Source organism: Shewanella sp. Pdp11, from assembly GCF_002838165.1.
In the GTDB taxonomy this organism is placed as follows: Bacteria; Pseudomonadota; Gammaproteobacteria; order Enterobacterales; family Shewanellaceae; genus Shewanella; species Shewanella hafniensis.
In genome coordinates this window covers 390647-415478 of record NZ_CP015194.1, presented here as the reverse complement: position 1 = coordinate 415478, position 24832 = coordinate 390647, and the positions used below count along the sequence as shown (strand labels likewise).

Sequence of the window (24832 nt, the reverse complement as noted above, 5' to 3'; positions counted from 1 at the left end):
ATGGATATCTGTTCTTTTGCCCTATTAGCTCAAGTTCTAAACTCCCTAAGTTTACAGCAAGAGCTTAATGCTTTGCTGCGACAAAATTGGCTACCCCACGTAAATCAACGTGATTATCGCCAAGGGGATCTGGGCGGTTGGGATGTGCTCGCTTTGCGCTGCGCCGCTGAGTATCAAGCCGCGCATCCTATCTTGCAAGCCTTCTCCATCGCTACACAGGAGCACTGGCAAGATCTGCCTTGCCTCGAATCTAGTCCTGCGCTACTCAGTGTGATCCAATCTTTAGCCTGTCCGGTGAAATCCGTGCGTTTGATGCGCTTACATGCGGGGGCAGAGATAAAGCCCCATAGAGATCTAGGGCTTAGCCTAGAACAGGGCGAAGCAAGATTACACTTACCACTGCAAACTAATGAACAACTCAATTTTTATGTGGATGAGAAGCGTGTACCTATGCGGGCCGGAGAGCTTTGGTATATCAATGCCGACCAAGTCCATTGGGTTGAAAATAAAGGACAGGAAGCACGCATCAACCTAGTGATTGATTGCGAAGTGAATACTTGGCTAAGGGAGTTGGTCTATGCCGCAAAGATCAAAGCTTGAATCAGGACAAAGTGCCGATATTAAAGCGTTAACTTACTTCGCCAACGCGCTATTACAGGCCTCTTCGGCAGGAGAGGCTAAACGGCTTATCGATCCCATGCTGGCACAATTATGCGCTATGACGGAAATTGAGCTTCACCCCGAGTCTTTTTTGGATACCGAGGCGAGTATTACGCCATTTGGTAAGGCGGTATCACTTACCACTGCGGCCCAGTGTGCCGAAGATCCCGAACGGGGACGGGTGTTTATTCAGGGTATTTATCAGGCCATACAGGATAAGTTGGCGCTAAATCCGCAACGACCAATACAGGTTTTATATGCGGGTACAGGACCTTTTGCCTGGTTGTTATTACCATTACTGCCGCTGTTTTCTGCGAGTCAGATTCAAGTCACCTTGCTCGACATTCACCTTGCCTCGTTAGATAAAGTCACCAAGCTTATTGAACACTTTGATTTAGCAGATCGGGTGGCAACGTATGTCTGCGCCGACGCCACAGTTTGGCAACCAGAAGCAGCAGTAAAGTTCGATATGATAGTCTCTGAAACCATGAAGCATCTGCTGCAACAGGAGCCTCAAGTCCAGATATTCAGCCACTTACAGGTGTATCTTGCGGATGATGGCATGCTTATTCCGCAAAACATTGAGCTAGACGCTTGGCTTGAGTGTCGTACTGTGCAGGATTTTGTGGAGACGCATTATTTAGGACCGTTATTCGCGCTCAACCTACAAACAGCACGCTTGCTTGCCAGTGGAGACCGCAGTTTCTTGGCTGGTACATTACTATTGCCCGATTTCAGCCCGAGTGTGGTAACGCTTAAGTTCACGACTTCCATTCAAGTCTATGGTCATTCCACGCTGAGCGAAAACCAATCTCAACTCACCTTACCTCGATATCGACGCGAGCATTGGCTTAAGCCGCTCTCATGCCTTGCTTTTCGATATGAGCAGGGGACTCATCCCGATTTTATTTTTGATGTTATAGAGCAAAAACCAGTGCTTGTGTCGAGTGACGATCTGAGCTGTTTAGGCATTTATCATTTGCAGCGGCTTTGGCAAAAGATACAGCTACGCAAACGGGGAGTGCCATTCACCGAACTGGCTAATGAATGGCACTTAGATAAAACCTTGCTGGATCTTTGTGGCATAGGGCTAGAGCCGGGTCTAAGAGCTTTATATCAAAACGATCATCAGTCAGCTTTTGTTGCTTACATTCAGCAAATAGCCAAGCTGACAGCCGCGGATATTGCTGGGATTAATCAGCAATTGCGCACTATTTCCCATGGATTAACGCCATCGGTCACAGTACCAGAAGTCGATGATTTAAGTTCAATAGAGGTTGAAGACTCAAATCCGGCGGCAGTACTCAGCGAGTCACAACTCAATTTTTGGCGTAGTGAAGGCTACTTAGTGATCCCGCATGTGCTCACGGCAGAGCAATGCGCCGCAACTCGAGATTTTATTTGGCAGCAGTTAGGAGCCAATGAACAAGATCCCACCACTTGGTATCAACCTCATGAGTTTATGCAGAAAATAATGCTGCAACTGTTTCGCCATCCGCAACTAGATGCGAATCGACAAGTCCCCAAAATCCGTCAAGTGTTTGAACAGCTATGGCATCGAACCGATTTAGTCATGACAACCGACAGAGTCAGCTTTAATCCACCTGAAACACCCACTTGGCGTTTTCCCGGGCCAGATATGCACTGGGATATGCCACTGCAGCTACCCGTTGAGTTTGGCACTCAAGGGTTAATTTACTTAACCGATACCAGTGTTGACCAAGGCGCATTTTCTTGTGTCCCAGGATTTCATCTCAAGATAGAAGAATGGCTTCTCGAACAAAACAAAAAGCAAAACAAGACGGATATCGAGCTTCAGCAACAGGATTGGAGCAAGTGGCCAGTTAAATCCATAGCCGCAAATGCAGGTGATTTAATCATTTGGCACCATGCCTTGCCCCATGGTGCGAGTCCGAATCGTGGGACGTTACCGCGGATGGTGCAGTACATTAACATGTACCCTTTGGTGGGCTGATGTGCCGCGTCAGCTTGTACCGTGCGTTGTTGCATGATGCCAGTCGGTTGAAGGCACTATGGCAAACCACGCAGCTGGATGATTTTGTGGCACAGATGCAACAGTATCTGCAGTGGCCTGAACTTAACTTTGACGTGCTGCAGCGTTTTTTAGCTGCACAGAACCAGCAGCCATTTTGCCCTGAACTGGCGTCTTTTAGCCGCTGCTGGCAACCCTATGCCTATCAGTCACAGCGTAAAATAGTGCGTTGGCTGCCCGCCTTTACTCGGCCTGTGTTGCCTTTTTTTGAAGACGATCTCGCGCTGAGCCGACAAAGTTTGCTGGCGCAGCTGATCCAACCTTGTAGTCAACTAGCACAACTGTTGCCTCAGCGGCTGACTGTGCCACCCGTGAAACCTGCTTTGTTGATTTTTCACTGGTCCCGCTGCGGCTCCACTCTAGTTTCAGGCAGTTTTGCCTTGCAACCAGAGGTTAAAGTGTTATCCGAATCTATGTTGGCCAGTGATCTGCTGCTAGACCCGACTTGGGCTGGACAACAAATGCAGGTATTGGATCTGGTGCTCAGGTTGCAGGGGCGTTTACGCCATCAGGAACAAAAACTGGTGATTAAATGCAATGCGTGGGATTTACAACATTGGCCGATTTGGTTAGCGACCTATCCTGCCGCAAAGCGATTGTGCTTAATCCGTCAGCCAGAAGCTGTGCTGGCTTCTCATCATTATTTGGCTGGACGTCATATGGTGCGCCAACAGCCTGCATTATGGGATGGGCTAGATACCGCCGTCACTTTGCTGGAGTACCAATGTCAGGTGATAAAGCATATGGCGGAGTTGATGATAGAGCTGCTACAGCAACACCCTTGTAAGCTTCTAAGTTATGAACAGTTAACACACACTTCAGCGCAACAACTGGCGATACTCGCAGGCTCCACGCTCACAGAGATTGAGCAGCGACGTTGGAATGCATTTCGTCATTTCGATGCAAAACAACAGGGCGTGCCGTTTCAAAACCGTAAAAAAACCGCAGATGCACTTTTTAGTGCAGCGCAGTTACAGCGGATCCGCGCCAAGCTACAGCCCTTATATCAGTTACTGTTGGCGAAGGGGGCCGGATAAGCAAACCGTTTGGCAAGCTGATTGATTTCATTAATGTCACTTAAATTCGGAAAGTCAGTTGGGGTCTGCACTAAACCTAGCCCAAACTGATCGACTTTGTCCTGCGCAGGCCAGCACACTGTATCTGGACAGCCTAAAAAACGGCTGAGTTGTTGTTTGCCTTGCGCTGAAAATAATTGGCTGAAGTTCAGGGTTAGCCAGTCGTGCGTTGACCACTGCTGTTGGTAATGTAAAGCTTGCGCTTGCACTTCTGCCCAATACCAGAGATTTTTTTCCGCAGGGTTGAGCTGTGGCCATAAGTCCCGATACCGATGTAAGCAATCCTGTTCATCACTTGGTAAATACAGATTTTTAATGGGTAAATGTGGCAGCAATGGCGGTACAAATGCATTGAGTTTCAATAATGAAGCCACAGTATCTAGTGGTGCTCGGTGAATATGGATCACCTTAACGGTATGGCCTAGTTGTTGTTTGAACCAACTCAGATGCCGCCAGCAGGGAAAACCCGTTTCAATGTATTGTTTGCCAGTATGTAAGTGTTGCCTAATTTGTCGCAGATGGTTTTCTAGCATTTCGCGATTGTGCAGAAGTGGTTGCCGTACGGTATTGAGATCGGGTCGATAGCCAAAGTGCAGTGGCTCATGCTCAACAACAAAACTTTCATCCCATTGTTGTATTGTTTCGGTTAACCATTGGGTGCCACATCGACCAGTAGACAATACAAAATACGCCGCCATCAGTTTCTCCATAAATAGCCAAGTAATGAATTAGCACTCTAGCTAATTTAAATATCAGTGCTAGGTTTAATAAGTCTTAACAGTAATAGCATTGAACTCTGGACGGGGAGCTATAAATTAGGAATGAAAAAAGTATAAAAAATAATCGACATCGTAAAACACATTCACTAACTTGTCTTTAGTTGGGCTTCTATCTATGTGTGATTGGGCTGATCTTGGTCGCCAAGTTTAGTTGCATGAGAGCCTTGGTTGAATGATCAGCGCGTGTCTAGGTTTAACGGCTCATCTATTGTTATTGGTATATCTAAGAGATACAAGGATCTGTAATGCAAAATCTCACCCTACCCGATGGACTGTCGGTACGCCCCGCTCAGAGTAAAGATAACGTTTTTCTAGAATCTCTCTACCAGTCTACTCGGGAAGACTTATTGGTATTGGATGCCCCTGAGGAACAAAAAGCCGAGCTGATTGAAATGCAGTTCCGAGCGCAAACTCAGGGCTACGGTAATGCCTATCCCAATGCTATGTATTTTGTGATTGAAAAGCACATGGAATCTATTGGTAAAGCCACGATCGATTTTGGCCATAATGAAGTTCATCTGATTGATTTAGCATTAACCCCAGTTGCACGGGGGAAAGGGTTTGGTGCGGCAGTGATCCAAGCTTTCCAGCAGGCCGCAGCTATGGTGGCTGCACCTATGACCTTGTCAGTGTTGCAAAGCAATCTGCAGGCAAAGACTTTGTATTGGAAACTGGGCTTTATTACCGATGAAATTCAGTTGCCATATGAGCGGATGATCTGGTACCCACCAGCATTGCGAACAACCCTGCTTTAAGCTTGCACTCTATTCCAGTTTGAAGTTTTATAATTCAACTTATTAAGAAATATAGATTTTTATTGGCGTTTATTCGTTTGCTTTTCTAAGCTTTTCGGTACGGCTTGAGGGGCTGGGCATTAGGGGGCAGGGAACAGTGATAGAAAAATTTAACTTTGACACTTTAATCCAACTGGTGGACCAGTCCATCAGATTGAAGGATGGCAGTAATAATAGCGTTGAACTGAAGGTTGATAAGGTTTCATTGCCAAAAGTGCCGGATGTGGGCTACGACGCCTTTTCCGTGGACTTAATCAGTGATGCGGCTGTGCATTGTCCAAGCGGTAATTATGTGTTTTGTCATGATAGTTTTGGTGAGGTGCAACTGTTTATGTCGCCTTATGCGGTAGATAAATATCAAATCGTAGTAGCGCGAAAAAAATAATGTAGTACTCAGGCGATCCTAGTTTTACACCTGATCGGATGACGTTTCCCACAAACAAGGAGAGTAAGAGTTATGTCACAACCCTATATAGGTGAAATCAGAATGTTCGCCATAACCTATGCCCCACGGCATTGGGCGGACTGCGCAGGCCAGGTCATGGCCATCAATCAGAATCAGGCATTATTTGCGTTGCTGGGGACGACTTTTGGTGGCAATGGCACCACCACTTTTTCGTTACCTGATTACCGTGGACGTACTCCAATAGGTACTGGAAATGGGTATGTTTCGGGTCAGATTGGAGGTGTTGAAAATGTCACTCTGTTATCAACCCAAATACCAGCACATAACCATCAATTTAATGCGCAAAATACACCAGGCACGGCCTTTAATCCCAGCCCTCAAGGTAATGGTAATTTATGTGCAGTGCCAGATTCAGGTGCTTTTTATGTCGCGCCTGACGCCAATCTTGCGGTTTTAGCCGCTGATGCCATTACCCCAAATGGCTCTAATGCTGCTCATTCTAATCTTCAGCCTAGCCTAGTATTGCGTTTTGCAATCGCTTTGCAGGGTGTATTTCCATCCCGTAACTAAGGAGAACATTATTATGTCAGCAGCTTATATGGGTGAAATACGGGTGTTTGCTGGGACTTTTGCACCGCAACATTGGGCGCTTTGTGCCGGCCAAAGCCTAGCTATTTCGCAGAATGATGCATTGTTTGTGCTTCTTGGGACTACTTACGGTGGCGATGGTGTGAATACCTTTAATTTGCCAGATGCCCGCGGTCGACTACCTATAGGTCAAGGCACTGGTCCGGGGTTAACGGCCCGTGTCTTAGGTCAGGTCTATGGTACTGAAGCTGTAGCGTTAACAACGGCCAATATGCCAGCACACAATCATACTGCACAAGTGTCAGCGACTGAAGCCAATCTGTCGGTACCATCAGGTCAAATGATAGGCCAGGGTTATCATTATTTGCCTTCAACAACACCACCCAATAGTACTGGGTCTTTGTTGGCTTCAGCGGTCAGTAGCGCAGGAGGTGGGCAACCCCATGATAATATGATGCCATTTTTATGTTTAAATTTTATTTTATGCCTGCAAGGCATTTTCCCATCACGTAATTAAGGAGAGCTTTCATGTCTGACGCTTATGTGGGTGAAATACGGCAGTTCCCTTATTCGTTTGCCCCTTATCAGTATGCTTACTGCGCGGGGCAATTGATCCCTATTCAGCAAAATACCGCCTTGTTTGCCATATTGGGGGTAAATTATGGCGGCAATGGCTCCACTAACTTTGGCTTACCTAATTTGCAGGGTAATGCCTTGATGCAACAAGGCATCGGCCCTGGTTTAACCCCCAGAGATTTGGGTGAAACCGATGGCAGTACCAGTGTGACTTTATTAACCACTGAACTACCCAACCACAGCCATCTGATGACAGTCAAAATGGCAGGGGCTGGCGCCTCAGTCAGTACTGCGGCAGGAGGCTATTTGAGTATCGCTAAAACAGCTGCTGGGAATCAAAAAGCCTATACTAATCTGCAAGACCAATTAGTAACAATGGCGCCAACTATGCTTGGGATTACTGGCTCTGGGGTGTCACACGAAAACCGCCAGCCTTTTATCGCTATTCCTTTTTGTATAGCGCTTTATGGTGTATTCCCTCCACGTAACTAAAAGTGCCAGTAAAACGTACCGGACTAGTGAGGCGCTATTGCTCCTTGTCTCACTGGAGTCGGTTTTCGTTGAAAATGAATTTTTTAACAAATAATTGGGCATGGGTGGAATAAAGTGTCAGTTATGACTACGATTTGAGCAGCTCAGTGAGGTTCATTTTATGAATTCCAGTAGTGAGACAGTAAACACAGGGAGTGATGTGGCTCGCTTTCATTTTATCTCCGGCCTTCCAAGGTCTGGTTCGACTTTACTGGCAGGTATTCTGAAACAGAACCCAGCTTTTCATGCTGCGATGTCCAGTCCGGTTTCGTCTTTGCTCAATGGCGCTTTAGAGCAGATGGGGGCCAACGGTGAATCGAATACCTTTTTTGATGAACAAAAAAAGAAACGGATTTGTAGGGCCATATTTGAAGCTTATTACGCCAATTTATCACAACCAGTCATTTTTGATACCAACAGGCACTGGACTGCACATTTACACCAGATGGTGGAGCTTTTTGATGACTTTAAGGTGATTTGCTGTGTGCGTAATCCCGCTTGGATTATGGATAGCTTTGAAGTGATTTACCGGAAGAATCCTTTTGACTACAGCCGAATGTTTAATGCTGCAAATCGTCAGACTGTATATAGCCGCTGTGAGAGCTTAATTCAGTCCATGGGGGTCGTTGGTTCGGCATGGACTTCGCTAAAAGAGGCATATTATGGTGAGTTTTCCGATCGATTGTTGCTGATCGATTACGACATTTTAACTCGCCATCCACAACGGACCCTAGAGCTGATTTATAAGTTTATTGATGAACCCTTGTACGAACATGATTTTAATAATGTTGAGTATGAAGAAAGTGAATTTGATCAAAAGCTTGGCGTAAAAGGACTGCACACAGTTAAGAAGCAAGTTGAGTTTAAGTCTAGGAGAAGCATTTTACCACCAGATTTGTTTGTGAAGTACCAAGAGATGGATTTTTGGTTGGACAATACAGGGACTGCAGCTTCTATTATTGCAAGTAAAAAAGGAACAGCGTAGTTGCTGAATAAAGGATTAGGGTATGGACACAAAATTACTTCGTCATCTATCGGTCGCATTATTGCCTTTTGGTACTTACGCCCTGCCAGTGCAAAGCTACAGTTCTGGTCAACGCAGTTATCTGACCTCTACCTCTAGTGGGTCAGTTTTTTCCGAAGTGCTATATACCAAATCTAAAGTTCCTAGAGTCGTTACGACTGAAAATGAAGGGACTGGTCCTGAAATTATTCAGCAACAGGCCGTGAATGAGCTAGTGATTATTGACGCCGCTGTGCCGGATAAACATTTGTTCTACAGAGGTATTAAGCCTGGTGTAGATATTGTTGAAATTGATTCCTCCAAACCGGGTTTAGCTCAGTTAAAACAGGTGCTGGCTTCTTATAAAAACTTAACCGCTTTGCATATAGTCTCCCATGCAGCTGATGGTGTGCTGTATTTAGGCAACAGCAAAGTAGACGCCAATGCGCTTAAGCATGAAATGGATACTTTTGCTGCGTTAGAAGGCGCTTTAGCTGCCGGAGCGGATCTGCTGCTGTACGGCTGCGATTTAGCCAAAGGTGATGCAGGTGAAGAACTGTTAGATCTGATTCAAAGTAATACAACTGTGGATATTGCTGCCTCAGTCAATAAAACCGGTAATCTGGATAATGGTGCGGATTGGGAACTGGAAATTCACCGCGGTGACATTACCTCTGCGCTCGCCTTTTCGGAAAAGAGTTTACGCGACTTTTCAGCCGTATTAGCCCCCACGACTTACACCAGCCCTAATTTCTGTACTGCACCTAATTTTAATGAATACTGCGAAGTTGCCTCGCTGTCATCCACGGATGGCAAATTGGTCATGACCTCCTCCAAAGCTCTGGTAAGCGTAAGAGACCGGTTACCGAGTGTATTCAGTACTGACTATGCTAACCCTTACATTTTTGCTGGCCATCTGGATTTTACAGCCAATGCTGTGAACCTTGATGCATTTACATTAACCAGTTTTAATAAACCCGATACCAATTATAGCTGTACTAGCGCATCTGTTAGCGGCACCCGTAAAGATAACGGAGCCACAGTGTCTGACATTGTAAGCTGGCCCAGTGGTGTAATGACCTACACACCCGTTAATTTGAGTGGCATCGCCCTCACCGCGTTTCGGGTGCAGGTCAGTAACTGTCAAAGCGAGGTAAACAACACCTTGCGACTGGTAAATTTTACTATTGACGAAGTTAGCCTTACGCCTAATGTATCAGACGCCAATATCAGTATTTCCGGCGCATCGGGCACGGGTGGCGCCTATAAAATTGGCGATACTGTCACTGCCACTTGGAACAATACCGCTGGTGGCGATAATAATGCTGGCATCACCGGCGTGACTGTCAATTTTTCCCAGTTTGGCGGTGGTGCCGCAGTCGTCGCAACCAATAGCAGCAACAATTGGACGGCGACCTACACCATTACCGCGGGTGCAATTGATGCTACGGCACGCAATGTGAGCGTGACCGCCACTAATACTACTGGCCCAGCGACTACGGCCGACACGACCAATGCTACTGTGGACAACATTGCGCCCACCGTGACGGATGGCAATATCAGCATCTCAGGTGCAAGTGGCACCGGCGGCGCTTATAAAATTGGTGATACCGTCACCGCCAGTTGGAACAACACAGCTGGCGGTGATAACAACAGCGATACGCTCAGCAGTGCAACGGTGGACTTTTCAGCCTTTGGTGGCGGTGCTACGGTGGCGGCGAGCAATAGTAGTGGCACTTGGACGGCAACTTATACGCTAATCTCGGGCGCTATCGATGCGACCAATCGCAATGTATCGGTCACTGCGACGGACAATGCTGGCAATGCAACCACTATGACAGATACCACAAACGCGATAGTGGATTCGGTTGCACCTACACTGACGGATGGCAATATCAGTATCAGTGGCGCCACGGGTACTGGTGGTGCCTATATTGTCGGCGATACCGTCACCGCGACATGGAACAACACCGCGGGTGGCGATAACAACAGCGATACCATCAGTGCAGCGACGGTTGACTTCAGCCAATTCGGCGGCGGTGCGGCCGTGGCCGCCAGCAATAGCAGCGGTACTTGGACGGCGACTTATACCTTAGTTGCGGGCGTCATTAATACCAACAATCGTAATGTGTCGGTCACGGCGATGGATAACGCTGGCAATATTACCACTCGGGCCGATACCAGTAATGCGGTTGTGGATAGTGTGGTGCCAGCCGTAACCAGTGTTGGCGTGCCGGCCAATGCGACTTATGGAGAGGGACAAAACCTCGATTTTACCGTCAATACCAGCGAAGCTATTACCGTGAATACTGCTGGTGGCACGCCGCGGATTGCACTGACGATTGGCTCTGCCACTGTGTACTCCAGTTATCTTTCCGGCTCCGGTAGCAATGCACTGACTTTCCGCTACACAGTGCAGAGTGGTGATCTCGATGCCGATGGAATTGCGATCGCGGGGTCGATAGAAACCAATGGTGGCATCTTAAAGGATAGTCTGGGTAATACTCTGAACTCAGCTTTAAATTCGGTCGGTAGTACCACGGCCGTATTAGTGGACGCCGTGCCTGTTACGCCTGTTGTGACCGATGGTAACATCAGTATTTCCGGTGCATCGGGCACCGGAGGCGCCTATAAGATTGGCGATACCATCACCACGACTTGGAACAATACTGCAGACGGTGACAATAATGCCGACATCATTGGCGTCACTGTCGACTTCTCTCAATTTGGAGGGGGGAGCGCAGTCGTCGCGAGCAACAGCAGCGGCACTTGGACGGCCACTTACACGCTAGTGTCCGGCGCCATCGATGCTACGAATCGCAATATCAGCGTCACCGCCACTAATGCTACTGGCCCCACGACTGTGGCCGACACCACCAATGCGACTGTGGACAACATCGCGCCTACCATCAGTGATGCCAATATCAGTATTTCCGGCGCAACCGGAATCGGCGGCGCCTATAAGATTGGCGATACTGTCACCGCCACTTGGAATAACACCGCTGGCGGCGATAACAACAGCGATACGCTCAGCGGTGCAACGGTGGACTTTTCAGCCTTTGGCGGTGGTGCTGCGGTGGCGGCGAGCAATAGTAGTGGCACTTGGACGGCAACTTATACGCTAATCTCGGGCGCCATCGATGCGACTAACCGAAATATTTCCTTCAGCTCAACGGATAACGCAGGCAATGTCACAACGACTGCCGATACGACCAACGCGACGCTTGATACCCAGCGTCCTACAGCAAGTATTGTGGTAGCGGATACCTCTCTGGCAGTAGGTGAAACCTCGCTGGTGACTATTACCTTTAGTGAGGCAGTGACTGGTTTTACCAATGCAGACCTGACCATAGCTAACGGTACTTTGACTGCAGTCAGCTCTGGTGATGGTGGCACCACCTGGACAGCGACCTTTACGCCAACTGCCAGTGTGACAGACGCCACTAATGTGATTACGCTAAATAACACCGGTGTGGCAGATGCAGCGGGTAATGCCGGTAGCGGCAGCACGGATTCCAATAACTACGCCATAGATACTGCGCGCCCTACGGCCACTATAGTGGTGGCTGATACCGCATTGGCCGCGGGCGAAACCTCGCTGGTGACAATCACCTTTAGTGAGGCAGTGACCGGGTTTAGCAATGCCGATTTAACCATAGCCAACGGTACGTTAACTGCGGTCAGCTCTGGTGATGGGGGTATTACCTGGACGGCGACCTTTACGCCAACCGCCAGTGTGACGGATGCCAGCAATCTGATTACCTTAGATAATACCGGTATGGTCGATGCTGCAGGTAACACAGGTTCCGGCAGCACGGATTCCAACAATTACGCCATAGATACTGCGCGTCCAACGGCCACTGTAGTGGTAGCCGATACGGCGCTGCGGGTTGGTGAAACCTCGCTGGTGACTATCACCTTTAGTGAGGCTGTGACCGGGTTTACCAATGCCGACCTAACGATAGCCAACGGTACGTTAACTGCGGTCAGCTCTGGTGATGGTGGCACCACCTGGACAGCGACTCTTACGCCAACTGCCAGTGTGACTGATGCCAGCAACTTGATTACACTGGATAATACCGGTGTGGCCGATGCAGCGGGCAATGCCGGCACCGGCAGCACGGATTCCAACAACTATGCCATAGATACTGCACGTCCGACGGCCACTATAGTGGTGGCAGATACCGCATTGGCCATAGGTGAAACCTCGCTGGTGACTATTACCTTTAGTGAGGCAGTGACTGGTTTTACCAATGCAGACCTGACCATAGCTAACGGTACTTTGACTGCAGTCAGCTCTGGTGATGGGGGTATTACCTGGACGGCGACCTTTACACCAACCGCCAGTGTAACTGATGCCACTAATGTGATTACACTGGATAATACCGGTGTGGCCGATGCAGCGGGTAATGCCGGTAGCGGCAGCACAGACTCCAATAATTACGCCATAGATGCAGCCCGCCCAACGGCCAGCATTGTCGTGGCCGATGCCTCCTTGACAGCGGGCGAAACCTCGTTGGTGACTATTACCTTTAGTGAGGCAGTGACCGGGTTTAGCAATGCCGATTTAACCATAGCCAACGGTGCGTTAACTGTGGTCAGCAGCAGCGATGGCGGCATTACCTGGACGGCGACATTCACTCCAACAGCCAGCATTACTGATGCAACTAACCTTATCACGCTCGATAACACGGGTGTTGCGGATGCGGCAGGTAATGCGGGTACGGGCACGACGGATTCCAATAACTATGACATAGATACTGCGCGTCCAACGGCCACTGTAGTGGTAGCCGATACGGCGCTGCGGGTTGGTGAAACCTCGCTGGTGACTATCACCTTTAGTGAGGCTGTGACCGGGTTTACCAATGCCGACCTAACGATAGCCAACGGTACGTTAACTGCGGTCAGCTCTGGTGATGGTGGCACCACCTGGACAGCGACTCTTACGCCAACTGCCAGTGTGACTGATGCCAGCAACTTGATTACACTGGATAATACCGGTGTGGCCGATGCAGCGGGCAATGCCGGCATCGGCAGCACGGATTCCAACAACTATGCCATAGATACAACACGCCCAACAGCCACAATAGTAGTCGCGGACACTGCATTAGCGGTTGGCGAAACGTCCTTGGTGACCTTTACTTTTAGTGAAGCTGTAACAGGTTTTACCAATGCCGATCTGACCATAGCTAACGGTACTTTGACTGCAGTCAGCTCTGGCGATGGTGGCATGACCTGGACGGCGACCTTTACACCAACCGCCAGTGTAACTGATGCCACTAATGTGATTACACTGGATAATACCGGTGTGGCCGATGCAGCGGGTAATGCCGGTAGCGGCAGCACAGACTCCAATAATTACGCCATAGATGCAGCCCGCCCAACGGCCAGCATTGTCGTGGCCGATGCCTCCTTGACAGCGGGCGAAACCTCGCTGGTGACTATTACCTTTAGTGAGGCAGTGACCGGGTTTAGCAATGCCGATTTAACCATAGCCAACGGTGCGTTAACTGTGGTCAGCAGCAGCGATGGTGGCATTACCTGGACGGCGACATTCACTCCAACAGCCAGCATTACTGATGCAACTAACCTTATCACGCTCGATAACACGGGTGTTGCGGATGCGGCAGGTAATGCGGGTACTGGCACGACGGATTCCAATAACTATGCCATAGATACTGCGCGTCCAACGGCCACTGTAGTGGTAGCCGATACGGCGCTGCGGGTTGGTGAAACCTCGCTGGTGACTATCACCTTTAGTGAGGCTGTGACCGGGTTTACCAATGCCGACCTAACGATAGCCAACGGTACGTTAACTGCGGTCAGCTCTGGTGATGGTGGCACCACCTGGACAGCGACTCTTACGCCAACTGCCAGTGTGACTGATGCCAGCAACTTGATTACACTGGATAATACCGGTGTGGCCGATGCAGCGGGCAATGCCGGCACCGGCAGCACGGATTCCAACAACTATGCCATAGATACAACACGCCCAGCAGCCACAATAGTAGTCGCGGACACTGCATTAGCGGTTGGCGAAACGTCCTTAGTGACCTTTACTTTTAGTGAAGCTGTAACAGGTTTTACCAATGCCGATCTGACGATTGCCAACAGCACGTTAACTGCGGTCAGCAGCGGCGATGGGGGTATTACCTGGACGGCGACTCTTACGCCAACCGCCAGTGTGACGGATGCAACCAACATCATTACATTGGATAACACTGGGGTGGCCGATGTGGCTGGTAATGTGGGCACTGGCACAACTGATTCCAATAACTATGCGATAGATACCGCCACGCCAACAGTACAGAGTTTTAACCCCCTAGATGGCGATATTGGGGTGGCAGTCGGTGCCAATTTTGTGCTGACCATGAATGAAAATATTCAACTCGGTAGCGGTAATATCGTTATTTACAACACCGACGATGTGGCCGTAGCGACCATTGATGTGGGTTCTCCTGCTGGACAGTTAACGATAACGGCGGGTGTGTTGACTATTAATCTAGCCGCTAACCTAGTTGAAAATACCAGTTATTACATTCAAATCGCCAATGGAGCTATTACCGACTTGGTGGGTAATCTTTACGCTGGGATTAGCAATAAAACCGATTGGAACTTTACCGTTGCCGATGTTACACCGCCGGTGGTTACTGGGATTGTCGTGACGGGATCACCCGCAGCGAATGGGGCTAGTCTAGTATTTACTGTGAGTTTTGATGAGGTAGCGAGCAATCTATCTGCCGATGATTTTGTGCTCACGGCAACAGGCTCGGCCAGTGGCAGTATTGCCAGCGTTTCTGTGGCATCTGGAAACAGTGCTGATGTGACTGTGAATACTGTGAGCGGCACTGGTAGCTTGAGACTCGATGTCAAGGTGAATTCCAATATCCAAGATGTTTCCGGAAACGGTAATGGAACCAATGGCTATACCGCCGCTTATACCGGTGGCGCAAGTCATACTGTCGATCGCGATGCGCCTTTAGCACCTTCGGGGCTGGATCTTGCCACGGCTTCCGATTCCGGGATCAGCAGCACAGATAATTTAACTAGCGATACCACCCCGACACTCACAGGTAGCGCCGAGGCGAATAGTACTGTGACGCTCACGAGCAGCATCGATGGTGTATTGGGTACAACAACTGCCGATAGTTCTGGAAATTGGTCGTTTACCACGCTGCTATTAACCAGTAATTCAGCGCATAATATTACGGTCACTGCGACCGATGCGGCGGGTAACATTAGTGTTGTATCGACGGCACTTTCTCTAACTATTGATACACAAGCTCCTTCAATTACTAGTTCAGCTCCTGCAGGTGGAGCGATGGCAGCGGATACCAGTGTTGTATTCAATCTAGCCTTTAGTGAGTCCGTGAATAACTTGACTGTGGATGATTTTGCGCTGGCGAGCACAGGCACTGCATCCGGCACTATTTCGAGCGTTTCCGCTAGCTCTGGAACTGGTGTTGTCATCACAGTTAATGGCATATCGGGTACGGGTAGTCTGAAGGTAGGCCACACAACGAGTGATATTGTTGATGATGCGGGTAATGCACTCGGTGCCTATAGTGTCGGCACCGTACACTCTGTCGATACAGATGCACCCACTATTTCTGGCGTCAGTTTTGACCAGACGTCGGTTACTCAGGCAAATCAAAGTGCGATTAGCCTGACCTTAGTGAGTGCGGAGGTCGGGACCAGCGCGAATTACACTATTACTGGTAGTTCAGGCACGCCGGTCACAGGATCTATTGCGGTCGCAAGTGCGTCACAACAGATTACCAATATAGATGTGAGCGGTTTAGGGGATGGCACTCTGACCGTGAGTCTGACCCTGACTGATGCGGCGGGTAATGTTTCTAGTCCCGCAGTAACCGATACCATATCGAAGGATGCTGTCATTCCAGCGGTGAATGTGGTTAATGTTAACGATGGTCATTATGGCGTCGGCAGTGCTATCGATATCACTCTCACATTGACTGAGGATGTGACGGTTTCTGGCACACTTTCTACGTTGACGCTCGATATCGATGGTGTGGCTCGTCAAGCGGTATTCGTATCAGCTACCAGCGGTGTGCTGACCTATAGATATACAGTCCAAGCGGGTGATAACACGGGGGCGAGTGGTTTAATTGTCGATGCCAATGGTATAGTACTTAATGGCGACACTATGCGAGATGCGGGCAGTAACGATGCCGATTTAAGCTATAGCCAGTGGGACAGTGTCAATGTAATTGTCGATACGACTGCCCCCGTCGATCCTATTGTTACTGCGCCTGCTGGCACTATAAGTACCAATCTGGCAACGACATTGATCAGCGGAACGCACCCTGACGATGGGGTGACAATCAGCCTCTATGCCGATGTGGATAATGACGGTGTTGCCGATAACGCGACTGTGTTGGATGACACTATAGTGGTCGCGGGCACATGGACTCTGAGTGCCTCATTATCGACGGACAGCGACAATAATTTCGTTGTGATTGCCAGCGATGCAGCGAGCAATGTTTCCGCATCCCAGAATGTCCCTACTATTACTCAAGACTCAACGGCGCCAGCTGCTCCATCTACGCCAGATCTGGATGCAGCAAGCGATTCGGGGACGAGTTTCGCGGATAACATCACCAAGAATACAACACTCGTGTTGACGGGGACCGCAGAGGCTGGTGCCAGTGTCGTCCTTAGCAGCCAACTTGATGGTGAGCTTGGCACTGTCAATGCGGATGGCAGTGGTGATTGGAGCGTTAGTGCGACCAACGTGAGTGCGGGCACCCATAGCATCACAGCGGTTGCTACTGATATCGCAGGAAATAGCAGTGTCGCATCGAGCGCTCTATCTGTGACTATTGATACGAGTGCGCCCACTTCCTCAGTAATTGATAATCAAAACATTCAACCTGGCGAGAGTTCATCTACGCTCGCGTTTACTATTGCCGATGATGTAACCGCTGTGACGGATATTCTTGTGACGCCAGCGAGTTCAGATACCACAGTGGTCCCACTGGCGGATGTTGTATTAGCAGGAAGCAATGCCGATAGAAGTGTGACTGTGACTGCGCTTGGCTCGGGTACCAGTACTATCACCCTTACGCTCGAAGATGGTGCGGGTAATACTAGTACTCAAACCTTCGAGGTTGTGGTGAATAGTGCTCCGACTATTTTGGGAATACCCGCGACGAATGTGGCTCAAGGTGCACCTTATAGCTTTGTGCCAACAGGTGCAGATGCGGATGGTAATAGCCTACTCTTTGACATTACGAATCGACCTGCATGGGCGAGCTTTAATACGGCAACAGGGGAATTAAGCGGTACAACAACGAATGCGGATGTCGGTGTGACGACGGCAATAGTGATCAGTGTGAGTGATGGAGTGCTTAGTGCGAGCCTGCCCGCTTTCAATCTCACGGTGACCAACGTCAACGATGTGCCGACGATTAGTTCAACGGCCATCACAGCTGCCACTCAAGATGCGGCGTACAGCTATAGCTTTGCGGCGAGTGATACCGATGTGGGCGACACATTAACCTTAAGCGCGGTGACTAAACCGAGTTGGTTGAGCTTCAATACGACTTCAGGCGTGTTAAGTGGCACGCCAGGCAATGCGGATGTGGGCAGCCATGTCGTATTACTGCGAGTGACGGACACGGATGGCTTAACCGCTGACCAGTCCTTCAGCATCACAGTGACCAACATCAATGATGCACCGACCATTAGTTCAACGGCCATCACTGCCGCCACCCAAGATGCGGCTTATAGCTACACCTTTGTGGCGAGTGATACCGATGTGGGCGACACATTAACTTTAAGCGCGGTGACCAAACCAAGTTGGTTGAGCTTCAATGCTGCCACTGGATTGTTAAGTGGCACACCTGGCAATGCGGATGTGGGCAGCCATGTCGTATTACTGCGAGCGACGGACACAGACGGCTTAACGGCAGAGCAAAGCTTCAGCATCACAGTGACCAACATCAATGATGCGCCGACCATTAGTTCAACGGCCATCACTGCAGCCGCCCAAGATGCAGCGTACAGCTACACCTTTGCGGCGAGTGATACCGATGTGGGCGACACATTAACTTTAAGCGCGGTGACCAAACCAAGTTGGTTGAGCTTCAATGCTGCCACTGGCGTGCTAAGTGGCACACCTGGCAATGCTGATGTGGGCAGCCATGTCGTATTACTGCGAGCGACGGACACAGACGGCTTAACGGCAGACCAGTCCTTTAGCATTACCGTGACCAACATCAATGATGCACCGACGATTAGTTCAACGGCCATCACTGCCGCCACCCAAGATGCGGCTTATAGCTACACCTTTGCGGCGAGTGATACCGATGTGGGCGACACATTAACTTTAAGCGCGGTGACCAAACCAAGTTGGTTGAGCTTCAATGCTGCCACTGGATTGTTAAGTGGCACACCTGGCAATGCGGATGTGGGCAGCCATGTCGTATTACTGCGAGCGACGGACACAGACGGCTTAACCGCTGACCAGTCCTTTAGCATCACGGTGACCAACGTCAACGATGCGCCGACCATCAGTTCAACGGCCATCACAGCTGCCACTCAAGATGCGGCGTACAGCTATAGCTTTGCGGCGAGTGATACCGATGTAGGCGACACATTAACCTTAAGCGCGGTGACTAAACCAAGCTGGTTGAGCTTCAATGCGGCTACGGGCGTGTTAAGTGGCACGCCAAGCAATGCTGATGTGGGTGCACACCCAGTAACACTGCGGGTGACGGATACGGACGGCTTAACGGCAGAGCAAAGCTTTAGCATCACAGTGACCAACGTCAACGATGCACCGACCATTAGTTCAACGGCCATCACAGCTGCCACTCAAGATGCGGCGTACAGCTACAACTTTGCGGCGAGTGATACCGATGTGGGTGACACCTTAACCTTCAGCGCGGTGACTAAACCGAGTTGGTTGAGCTTCAATGCGGCTACTGGATTGTTAAGTGGTACGCCAAGTAATGCCGATGTGGGCAGTCATGCGGTGACACTGAAAGTCACCGACACGGACGGCTTAACGGCAGAGCAAAGCTTCAGCATTACCGTGACCAACGTCAACGATGCGCCGACCATCAGTTCAACGGCCATCACAGCTGCCACTCAAGATACCGCGTACAGCTACAGCTTCGCGGCGAGTGATACCGATGTGGGCGATGTGCTGACGTTGAGCGCGGTGACTAAACCAAGCTGGTTGAGCTTCAATGCGGCTACTGGATTGTTAAGTGGCACGCCAAGCAATGCCGATGTGGGTGCACACCCAGTAACACTGCGGGTGACGGATACGGACGGCTTAACGGCAGAGCAAAGCTTCAGCATCACGGTGACCAACGTCAACGATGCGCCGACCATTAGTTCAACGGCCATCACTGCTGTCACTCAAGATGCGGCGTACAGCTATAGCTTTGCGGCAAGTGATACCGATGTAGGCGACACCTTAACCTTAAGCGCGGTGACTAAACCAAGCTGGTTGAGCTTCAATGTGGCCACTGGATTGTTAAGTGGCACGCCAAGCAATGCCGATGTGGGTGCACACCCAGTAACACTGCGGGTGACGGATACGGACGGCTTAACGGCAGAGCAAAGCTTCAGCATTACCGTGACCAACGTCAACGATGCGCCGACCATTAGTTCAACGGCCATCACAGCTGCCACTCAAGATACCGCGTACAGCTACAGCTTCGCGGCGAGTGATACCGATGTGGGCGATGTGCTGACGTTGAGCGCGGTGACTAAACCAAGCTGGTTGAGCTTCAATGCGGCTACTGGATTGTTAAGTGGCACGCCAAGCAATGCCGATGTGGGCAGCCATGCGGTGACACTGAAAGTCACCGACACGGACGGCTTAACGGCAGAGCAAAGCTTCAGCATCACAGTGACCAACGTCAACGATGCGCCGACGATTAGTTCAACGGCCATCACAGCTGCCACTCAAGATGCTGCGTACAGCTATAGCTTTGCGGCGAGTGATACCGATGTAGGCGACACATTAACCTTAAGCGCGGTGACTAAACCAAGCTGGTTGAGCTTCAATGCGGCTACTGGATTGTTAAGTGGCACGCCAAGCAATGCCGATGTGGGTGCACACCCAGTAACACTGCGGGTGACGGATACGGACGGCTTAACGGCAGAGCAAAGCTTCAGCATTACCGTGACCAACGTCAACGATGCGCCGACCATTAGTTCAACGGCCATCACAGCTGCCACTCAAGATACCGCGTACAGCTACAGCTTCGCGGCGAGTGATACCGATGTGGGCGATGTGCTGACGTTGAGCGCGGTGACTAAACCAAGCTGGTTGAGCTTCAATGCGGCTACTGGATTGTTAAGTGGCACGCCAAGCAATGCCGATGTGGGCAGCCATGCGGTGACACTGAAAGTCACCGACACGGACGGCTTAACGGCAGAGCAAAGCTTCAGCATCACAGTGACCAACGTCAACGATGCGCCGACGATTAGTTCAACGGCCATCACAGCTGCCACTCAAGATGCTGCGTACAGCTATAGCTTTGCGGCGAGTGATACCGATGTAGGCGACACATTAACCTTAAGCGCGGTGACTAAACCAAGCTGGTTGAGCTTCAATGCGGCTACTGGATTGTTAAGTGGCACGCCAAGCAATGCCGATGTGGGTGCACACCCAGTAACACTGCGGGTGACGGATACGGACGGCTTAACGGCAGAGCAAAGCTTCAGCATTACCGTGACCAACGTCAACGATGCGCCGACCATCAGTTCAACGGCCATCACAGCTGCCACTCAAGATACCGCGTACAGCTACAGCTTCGCGGCGAGTGATACCGATGTGGGCGATGTGCTGACGTTGAGCGCGGTGACTAAACCAAGCTGGTTGAGCTTCAATGCGGCTACTGGATTGTTAAGTGGCACGCCAAGCAATGCCGATGTGGGTGCACACCCAGTAACACTGCGGGTGACGGACACGGACGGCTTAACGGCAGAGCAAAGCTTCAGCATCACGGTGACCAACGTCAACGATGCGCCTGTGGCGACAAGTTTAACTGTGACGTTAGAGGAAGATAGTTCTGTGACGATCACCCTTGCGGCAGAGGATGTGGATAACGACCCGCTCACCTATGAAGTGGTGAGTCAGCCAGAATCCGGCACCTTAGAGCAACATGGCACTGTTTGGCTGTATACCCCTGAGAAGGATTTCAATGGAACAGACATGTTTAGCTTTATTGCTAAGGATGCCGAGCTGAGTTCCGAGCCTGCAACTGTAACTATTAACGTCACGCCAGTGAATGATGACCCGCAGGCGGTTGATGACGACTACATCTTAACAAGTACCGCCAACGATATGTATGCGCTTGCGGTGCTCGCGAACGATGTTGATGTCGATGGTGATACCTTAACGATAGATGGCGCGGCTGCGGATATCGGCAGTGTGCAAATCACCAGTGAGGGCTTGAGCTTTACTGCGCCTGAAGCCTATGTCGGGCCTGTGGCGCTTCGCTATACCATCAGTGATGGTAACAAGGGGCGTGCAAGTGCCAAGGTGAATGTATTGATTGAAGGCACTGAGTCGGTCAATCAGCCAGTAATCACTTTGCCTGACGATGTCGATGTGAATGCGACGGGCCTATTTACTCGCGTTAAGCTTGGCTTCGCAAAAGCGGTCGATCGTAACGGTCATCCATTGCCCGTTTCTCTGGTGAATAAGAGTCTGTTCTTCGCACCCGGCAGCTACTTAGCTTACTGGCAAGCTATAGATCGCGAAGGTAATAAGGCGATTAAAGCACAAAAGGTGAAAGTGCATCCTTTGATTTCCTTGAGTAAAGATCAACTTGTCGGTGAGGGCAATGAGGTGTTAGTGAGCGTGCACCTTAATGGCGCCGCACCCGTATATCCACTTTCTGTGCCTTATACCGTTTCAGGCTCTGCAGGTAGCGGTGATCATGATTTGGTTGATGGGGTGGTCGAAGTGACATCGGGCCAACAAGCTGAGATCCGCTTTAGCACCTTTGAAGATGCTGAGGTCGAAGTGGATGAGGATGTGCTGATTAATCTAGATCCTAGCTTGAACTTGGGCAGTAAGCAGCAAACTCAGGTGTTGATCACCGAAGCGAATATTGCGCCTAAGGTAACGTTGGATGTGACTCAAGCGGGAGTGCACCAATTTATTGTGGCGCAAAATGGCGGTGATGTACGCATTGATGCCGATATCACTGACGCCAATATGCAGGATAGCTTAACGTCAACATGGGCAAGCGGTTCGCTGAACTTACAATCCGATGACGCGGGCATGTTCTTCTCTCCAGTATCTGTCCTGCCGGGCATTTACCCTGTGAGTGTGACGGTTACTGATAATGGTTTGCCAGCGCTGTCAACCACAGAACAAGTCTACATTGTTGTACGTTCAAGCCTACCTATATTGACAGGCGCAGACACAGACGGTGATTTGATCCCAGATGTTCAAGAAGGCTTTACCGATTCAGATGATGACGGTATTCCTGATTACTTGGATGCGATTAACGACTGTAACATTATGCCCGAAGGTGAATTACAGCCTGTGTACTTCTTGGCTGAGGGGCAGGCTGGCGTGTGCTTACGCTTAGGTAATATTGCACTGATGCAAGAGCAAAGTGGTATTCAACTATTACCTGATCTTGTCCCAGAAGACAGCATAGCGGCCAATGTCGGCGGTATTTTTGACTTCATCGCGACGGGATTGCCACAACAAGGGCAGAGTTACAGTCTGGTGATACCACAACGTTCGCCAGTTCCTGCCAATGCGGTATATCGTAAGTATCAAGCCCAAAATGGTTGGAAGGATTTTGTGATTGATACGCGCAATAGTGTCGCCAGTAGTGAAGGTGAGCGTGGTTTCTGTCCTCCACCAGGAGACAGTCGTTGGACTTCTGGATTAACTGAAGGCCATTGGTGTGTGCAGTTAACCATAGAAGATGGTGGACCAAACGATGACGATGGCGTCGCTAACCGTACTATCGTCGATCCAAGTGGTGTGTCCGTGATACTCAATGGCAACCATTTACCTGGGGCGAACCCAGATACTGCCTCTATACCTTGGAATCAGAGCCTCGATGTTGATGTGCTCGCCAATGATACCGATAGTGATGGTGATGCCTTGACAGTTACACAAGTGACTAGCGAGTTTGGTACCGCCGTCATCTTGGCTAATCAGCAGCTAAGTTACACGCCAGCAACCGATTTCATCGGTACTGATGTGCTGGTGTATAGCATTACCGATGGAAAAGGTGGCACTGCGAGTAGTGAGTTGACTGTGGTAGTGAGTGGCAATACCGCACCAACGGCAGTCAACGACAGCGCCGCAACCGACGACAGAACGAGCTTGCTACTCGATGTGTTGAGTAATGACAGCGATCCAGATGGCAATGCTTTAACCTTAGTCAGCGCAACCGCGCAGCAAGGGACAGTATCCATTGAGACTAACAAGCTGCGTTATATCCCTAAAACAGGATTCGATGGTGTCGATACTGTGAGCTATCGGATTAGTGATGGGCTGGGTGGTGAGGCAATAGGACAAGTGTTGATTACTGTTAAAGCCTATCAAGAAGTGGTGATTGATAACAAGTCGGGAGGAGGTAGTATGGCCTTGTGGGCATTAGGCTTGATCGTTGCGACGGGTTTAATTCGCCGCCGTGAATTACATAAAGTGGTCTTGGGTGCTGTGTTGCTCGCCAGCACAGTGACTCAAGCGAATGCCGCTGATAACTGGTATGTCGAGGGCTTTGTCGGCCAAGCTCAGGTTGATAGCGGCAGACGAGAGTTACAGTCTGACGCTGCAGCGGGCATAGTGACATCGGTTGATGACAAAGATACTGCGTTTGGCTTAAGTTTGGGTTATCAATGGACTTCCATGGTGGCAATCGAATTAGGCTATGCCGACTTTGGTAATGGAAGTGCGCGGATTGAGGGTGCAAGTCTCACTCCGGCGCAATATCATGAGCAGGTCAAAGCCGTGACCCCCGTACTGGCTGATGGCGTGATGTTGGGATTGCGTTTAACCTTACTGCAGCATGATGCTTGGCGGTTTGAAGTACCTATCGGATTATTTCGATGGCAAGCAGATATCAGTAGCACTATGGGCAATAGCCGTTTAACCACAGAGCTTGATGGCACTGATTGGTATGCCGGTGTGCGGTTTAGCTATCAAGTGAGCGACGCTTGGTCAGTTGGCTTGGGGTATCAGTATGTGGATATCGAGCCGAATGACTTCCTCAGTTACCAGCTCAATCTACGTTATCAATTTTAAGCGTTAGCATATCAAAAGGGGCATTCGCCCCTTTTTACTCTCTAATAAAAACATCATATTTGAGAATATTTTGAAGGTGTTCACTTAAGGCTGGGCTTG

The 24832-nt window shown here is 49.9% G+C and carries 11 protein-coding genes; 10 read left to right on the top strand and 1 reads right to left on the bottom strand.

Annotated elements, in window-relative coordinates; translation table 11 throughout:
* Genes AYJ58_RS01985 through AYJ58_RS01975 form a run of 3 tightly spaced genes read left to right on the top strand, consistent with a single transcriptional unit; the run spans window position 1 to window position 3750 of the window.
* On the top strand, window positions 1-600 hold the full coding sequence (locus AYJ58_RS01985; RefSeq protein ID WP_198555571.1) for an aspartyl/asparaginyl beta-hydroxylase domain-containing protein: 600 nt from the start codon (window positions 1-3) through the stop codon (window positions 598-600).
* Window positions 578-2635 (top strand): phytanoyl-CoA dioxygenase family protein, encoded by a 2058-nt coding sequence (locus AYJ58_RS01980; RefSeq protein ID WP_106648490.1) that lies wholly within the window; start codon window positions 578-580, stop codon window positions 2633-2635. Before AYJ58_RS01985 ends, AYJ58_RS01980 begins: the two co-directional genes overlap by 23 nt.
* The gene (locus AYJ58_RS01975) at window positions 2635-3750 is read left to right on the top strand and encodes a hypothetical protein (RefSeq protein WP_106648489.1); all 1116 of its coding nucleotides are present in this window, start codon (window positions 2635-2637) and stop codon (window positions 3748-3750) included. Before AYJ58_RS01980 ends, AYJ58_RS01975 begins: the two co-directional genes overlap by 1 nt.
* On the opposite strand, the gene AYJ58_RS01970 is transcribed toward AYJ58_RS01975, so the two are convergent.
* Window positions 3720-4487, bottom strand: coding sequence for a hypothetical protein (locus AYJ58_RS01970; protein WP_106648488.1), 768 nt, complete (start codon window positions 4485-4487; stop codon window positions 3720-3722). The two genes, AYJ58_RS01975 and AYJ58_RS01970, sit on opposite strands and share 31 nt — an antisense overlap.
* A 326-nt stretch (window positions 4488-4813) precedes the next feature.
* Between AYJ58_RS01970 and AYJ58_RS01965 the strand changes: the two genes are divergently transcribed.
* From AYJ58_RS01965 to AYJ58_RS01935, 7 genes are all read left to right on the top strand, one after another.
* Window positions 4814-5323: a GNAT family N-acetyltransferase gene (locus AYJ58_RS01965; protein ID WP_106648487.1), complete on the top strand. Its 510-nt coding sequence runs from the start codon at window positions 4814-4816 to the stop codon at window positions 5321-5323.
* Window positions 5324-5459: 136 nt separating this feature from the next.
* Window positions 5460-5747: a DUF6916 family protein gene (locus tag AYJ58_RS01960; protein WP_106648486.1), complete on the top strand. Its 288-nt coding sequence runs from the start codon at window positions 5460-5462 to the stop codon at window positions 5745-5747.
* Between the two features lie 72 nt (window positions 5748-5819).
* Window positions 5820-6338 carry a phage tail protein gene (locus tag AYJ58_RS01955; RefSeq protein WP_106648485.1) on the top strand — a complete coding sequence of 173 codons (519 nt, stop codon included), beginning with the start codon at window positions 5820-5822 and terminating at the stop codon, window positions 6336-6338.
* A gap of 13 nt (window positions 6339-6351) precedes the next feature.
* Window positions 6352-6873 (top strand): phage tail protein, encoded by a 522-nt coding sequence (locus tag AYJ58_RS01950; RefSeq protein WP_106648484.1) that lies wholly within the window; start codon window positions 6352-6354, stop codon window positions 6871-6873.
* An 11-nt stretch (window positions 6874-6884) separates the two neighbouring features.
* Window positions 6885-7424, top strand: a complete 540-nt coding sequence (locus AYJ58_RS01945; RefSeq protein ID WP_106648483.1) for a phage tail protein — start codon at window positions 6885-6887, stop codon at window positions 7422-7424.
* A 160-nt stretch (window positions 7425-7584) separates the two neighbouring features.
* Window positions 7585-8448, top strand: coding sequence for a sulfotransferase family protein (locus tag AYJ58_RS01940; protein ID WP_106648482.1), 864 nt, complete (start codon window positions 7585-7587; stop codon window positions 8446-8448).
* A gap of 22 nt (window positions 8449-8470) precedes the next feature.
* Window positions 8471-24733: an Ig-like domain-containing protein gene (locus AYJ58_RS01935; RefSeq protein ID WP_106648481.1), complete on the top strand. Its 16263-nt coding sequence runs from the start codon at window positions 8471-8473 to the stop codon at window positions 24731-24733.
* Window positions 24734-24832 lie beyond the last annotated feature (99 nt).

Coding starts and splice junctions, on each gene's coding strand:
- AYJ58_RS01985 (WP_198555571.1), top strand. CDS start 1: ATGGATATCTGTTCTTTTGCCCTATTAGCTCAAGTTCTAAACTCCCTA.
- AYJ58_RS01980 (WP_106648490.1), top strand. CDS start 578: ATGCCGCAAAGATCAAAGCTTGAATCAGGACAAAGTGCCGATATTAAA.
- AYJ58_RS01975 (WP_106648489.1), top strand. CDS start 2,635: ATGTGCCGCGTCAGCTTGTACCGTGCGTTGTTGCATGATGCCAGTCGG.
- AYJ58_RS01970 (WP_106648488.1), bottom strand. CDS start 4,487: ATGGCGGCGTATTTTGTATTGTCTACTGGTCGATGTGGCACCCAATGG.
- AYJ58_RS01965 (WP_106648487.1), top strand. CDS start 4,814: ATGCAAAATCTCACCCTACCCGATGGACTGTCGGTACGCCCCGCTCAG.
- AYJ58_RS01955 (WP_106648485.1), top strand. CDS start 5,820: ATGTCACAACCCTATATAGGTGAAATCAGAATGTTCGCCATAACCTAT.
- AYJ58_RS01950 (WP_106648484.1), top strand. CDS start 6,352: ATGTCAGCAGCTTATATGGGTGAAATACGGGTGTTTGCTGGGACTTTT.
- AYJ58_RS01945 (WP_106648483.1), top strand. CDS start 6,885: ATGTCTGACGCTTATGTGGGTGAAATACGGCAGTTCCCTTATTCGTTT.
- AYJ58_RS01940 (WP_106648482.1), top strand. CDS start 7,585: ATGAATTCCAGTAGTGAGACAGTAAACACAGGGAGTGATGTGGCTCGC.
- AYJ58_RS01935 (WP_106648481.1), top strand. CDS start 8,471: ATGGACACAAAATTACTTCGTCATCTATCGGTCGCATTATTGCCTTTT.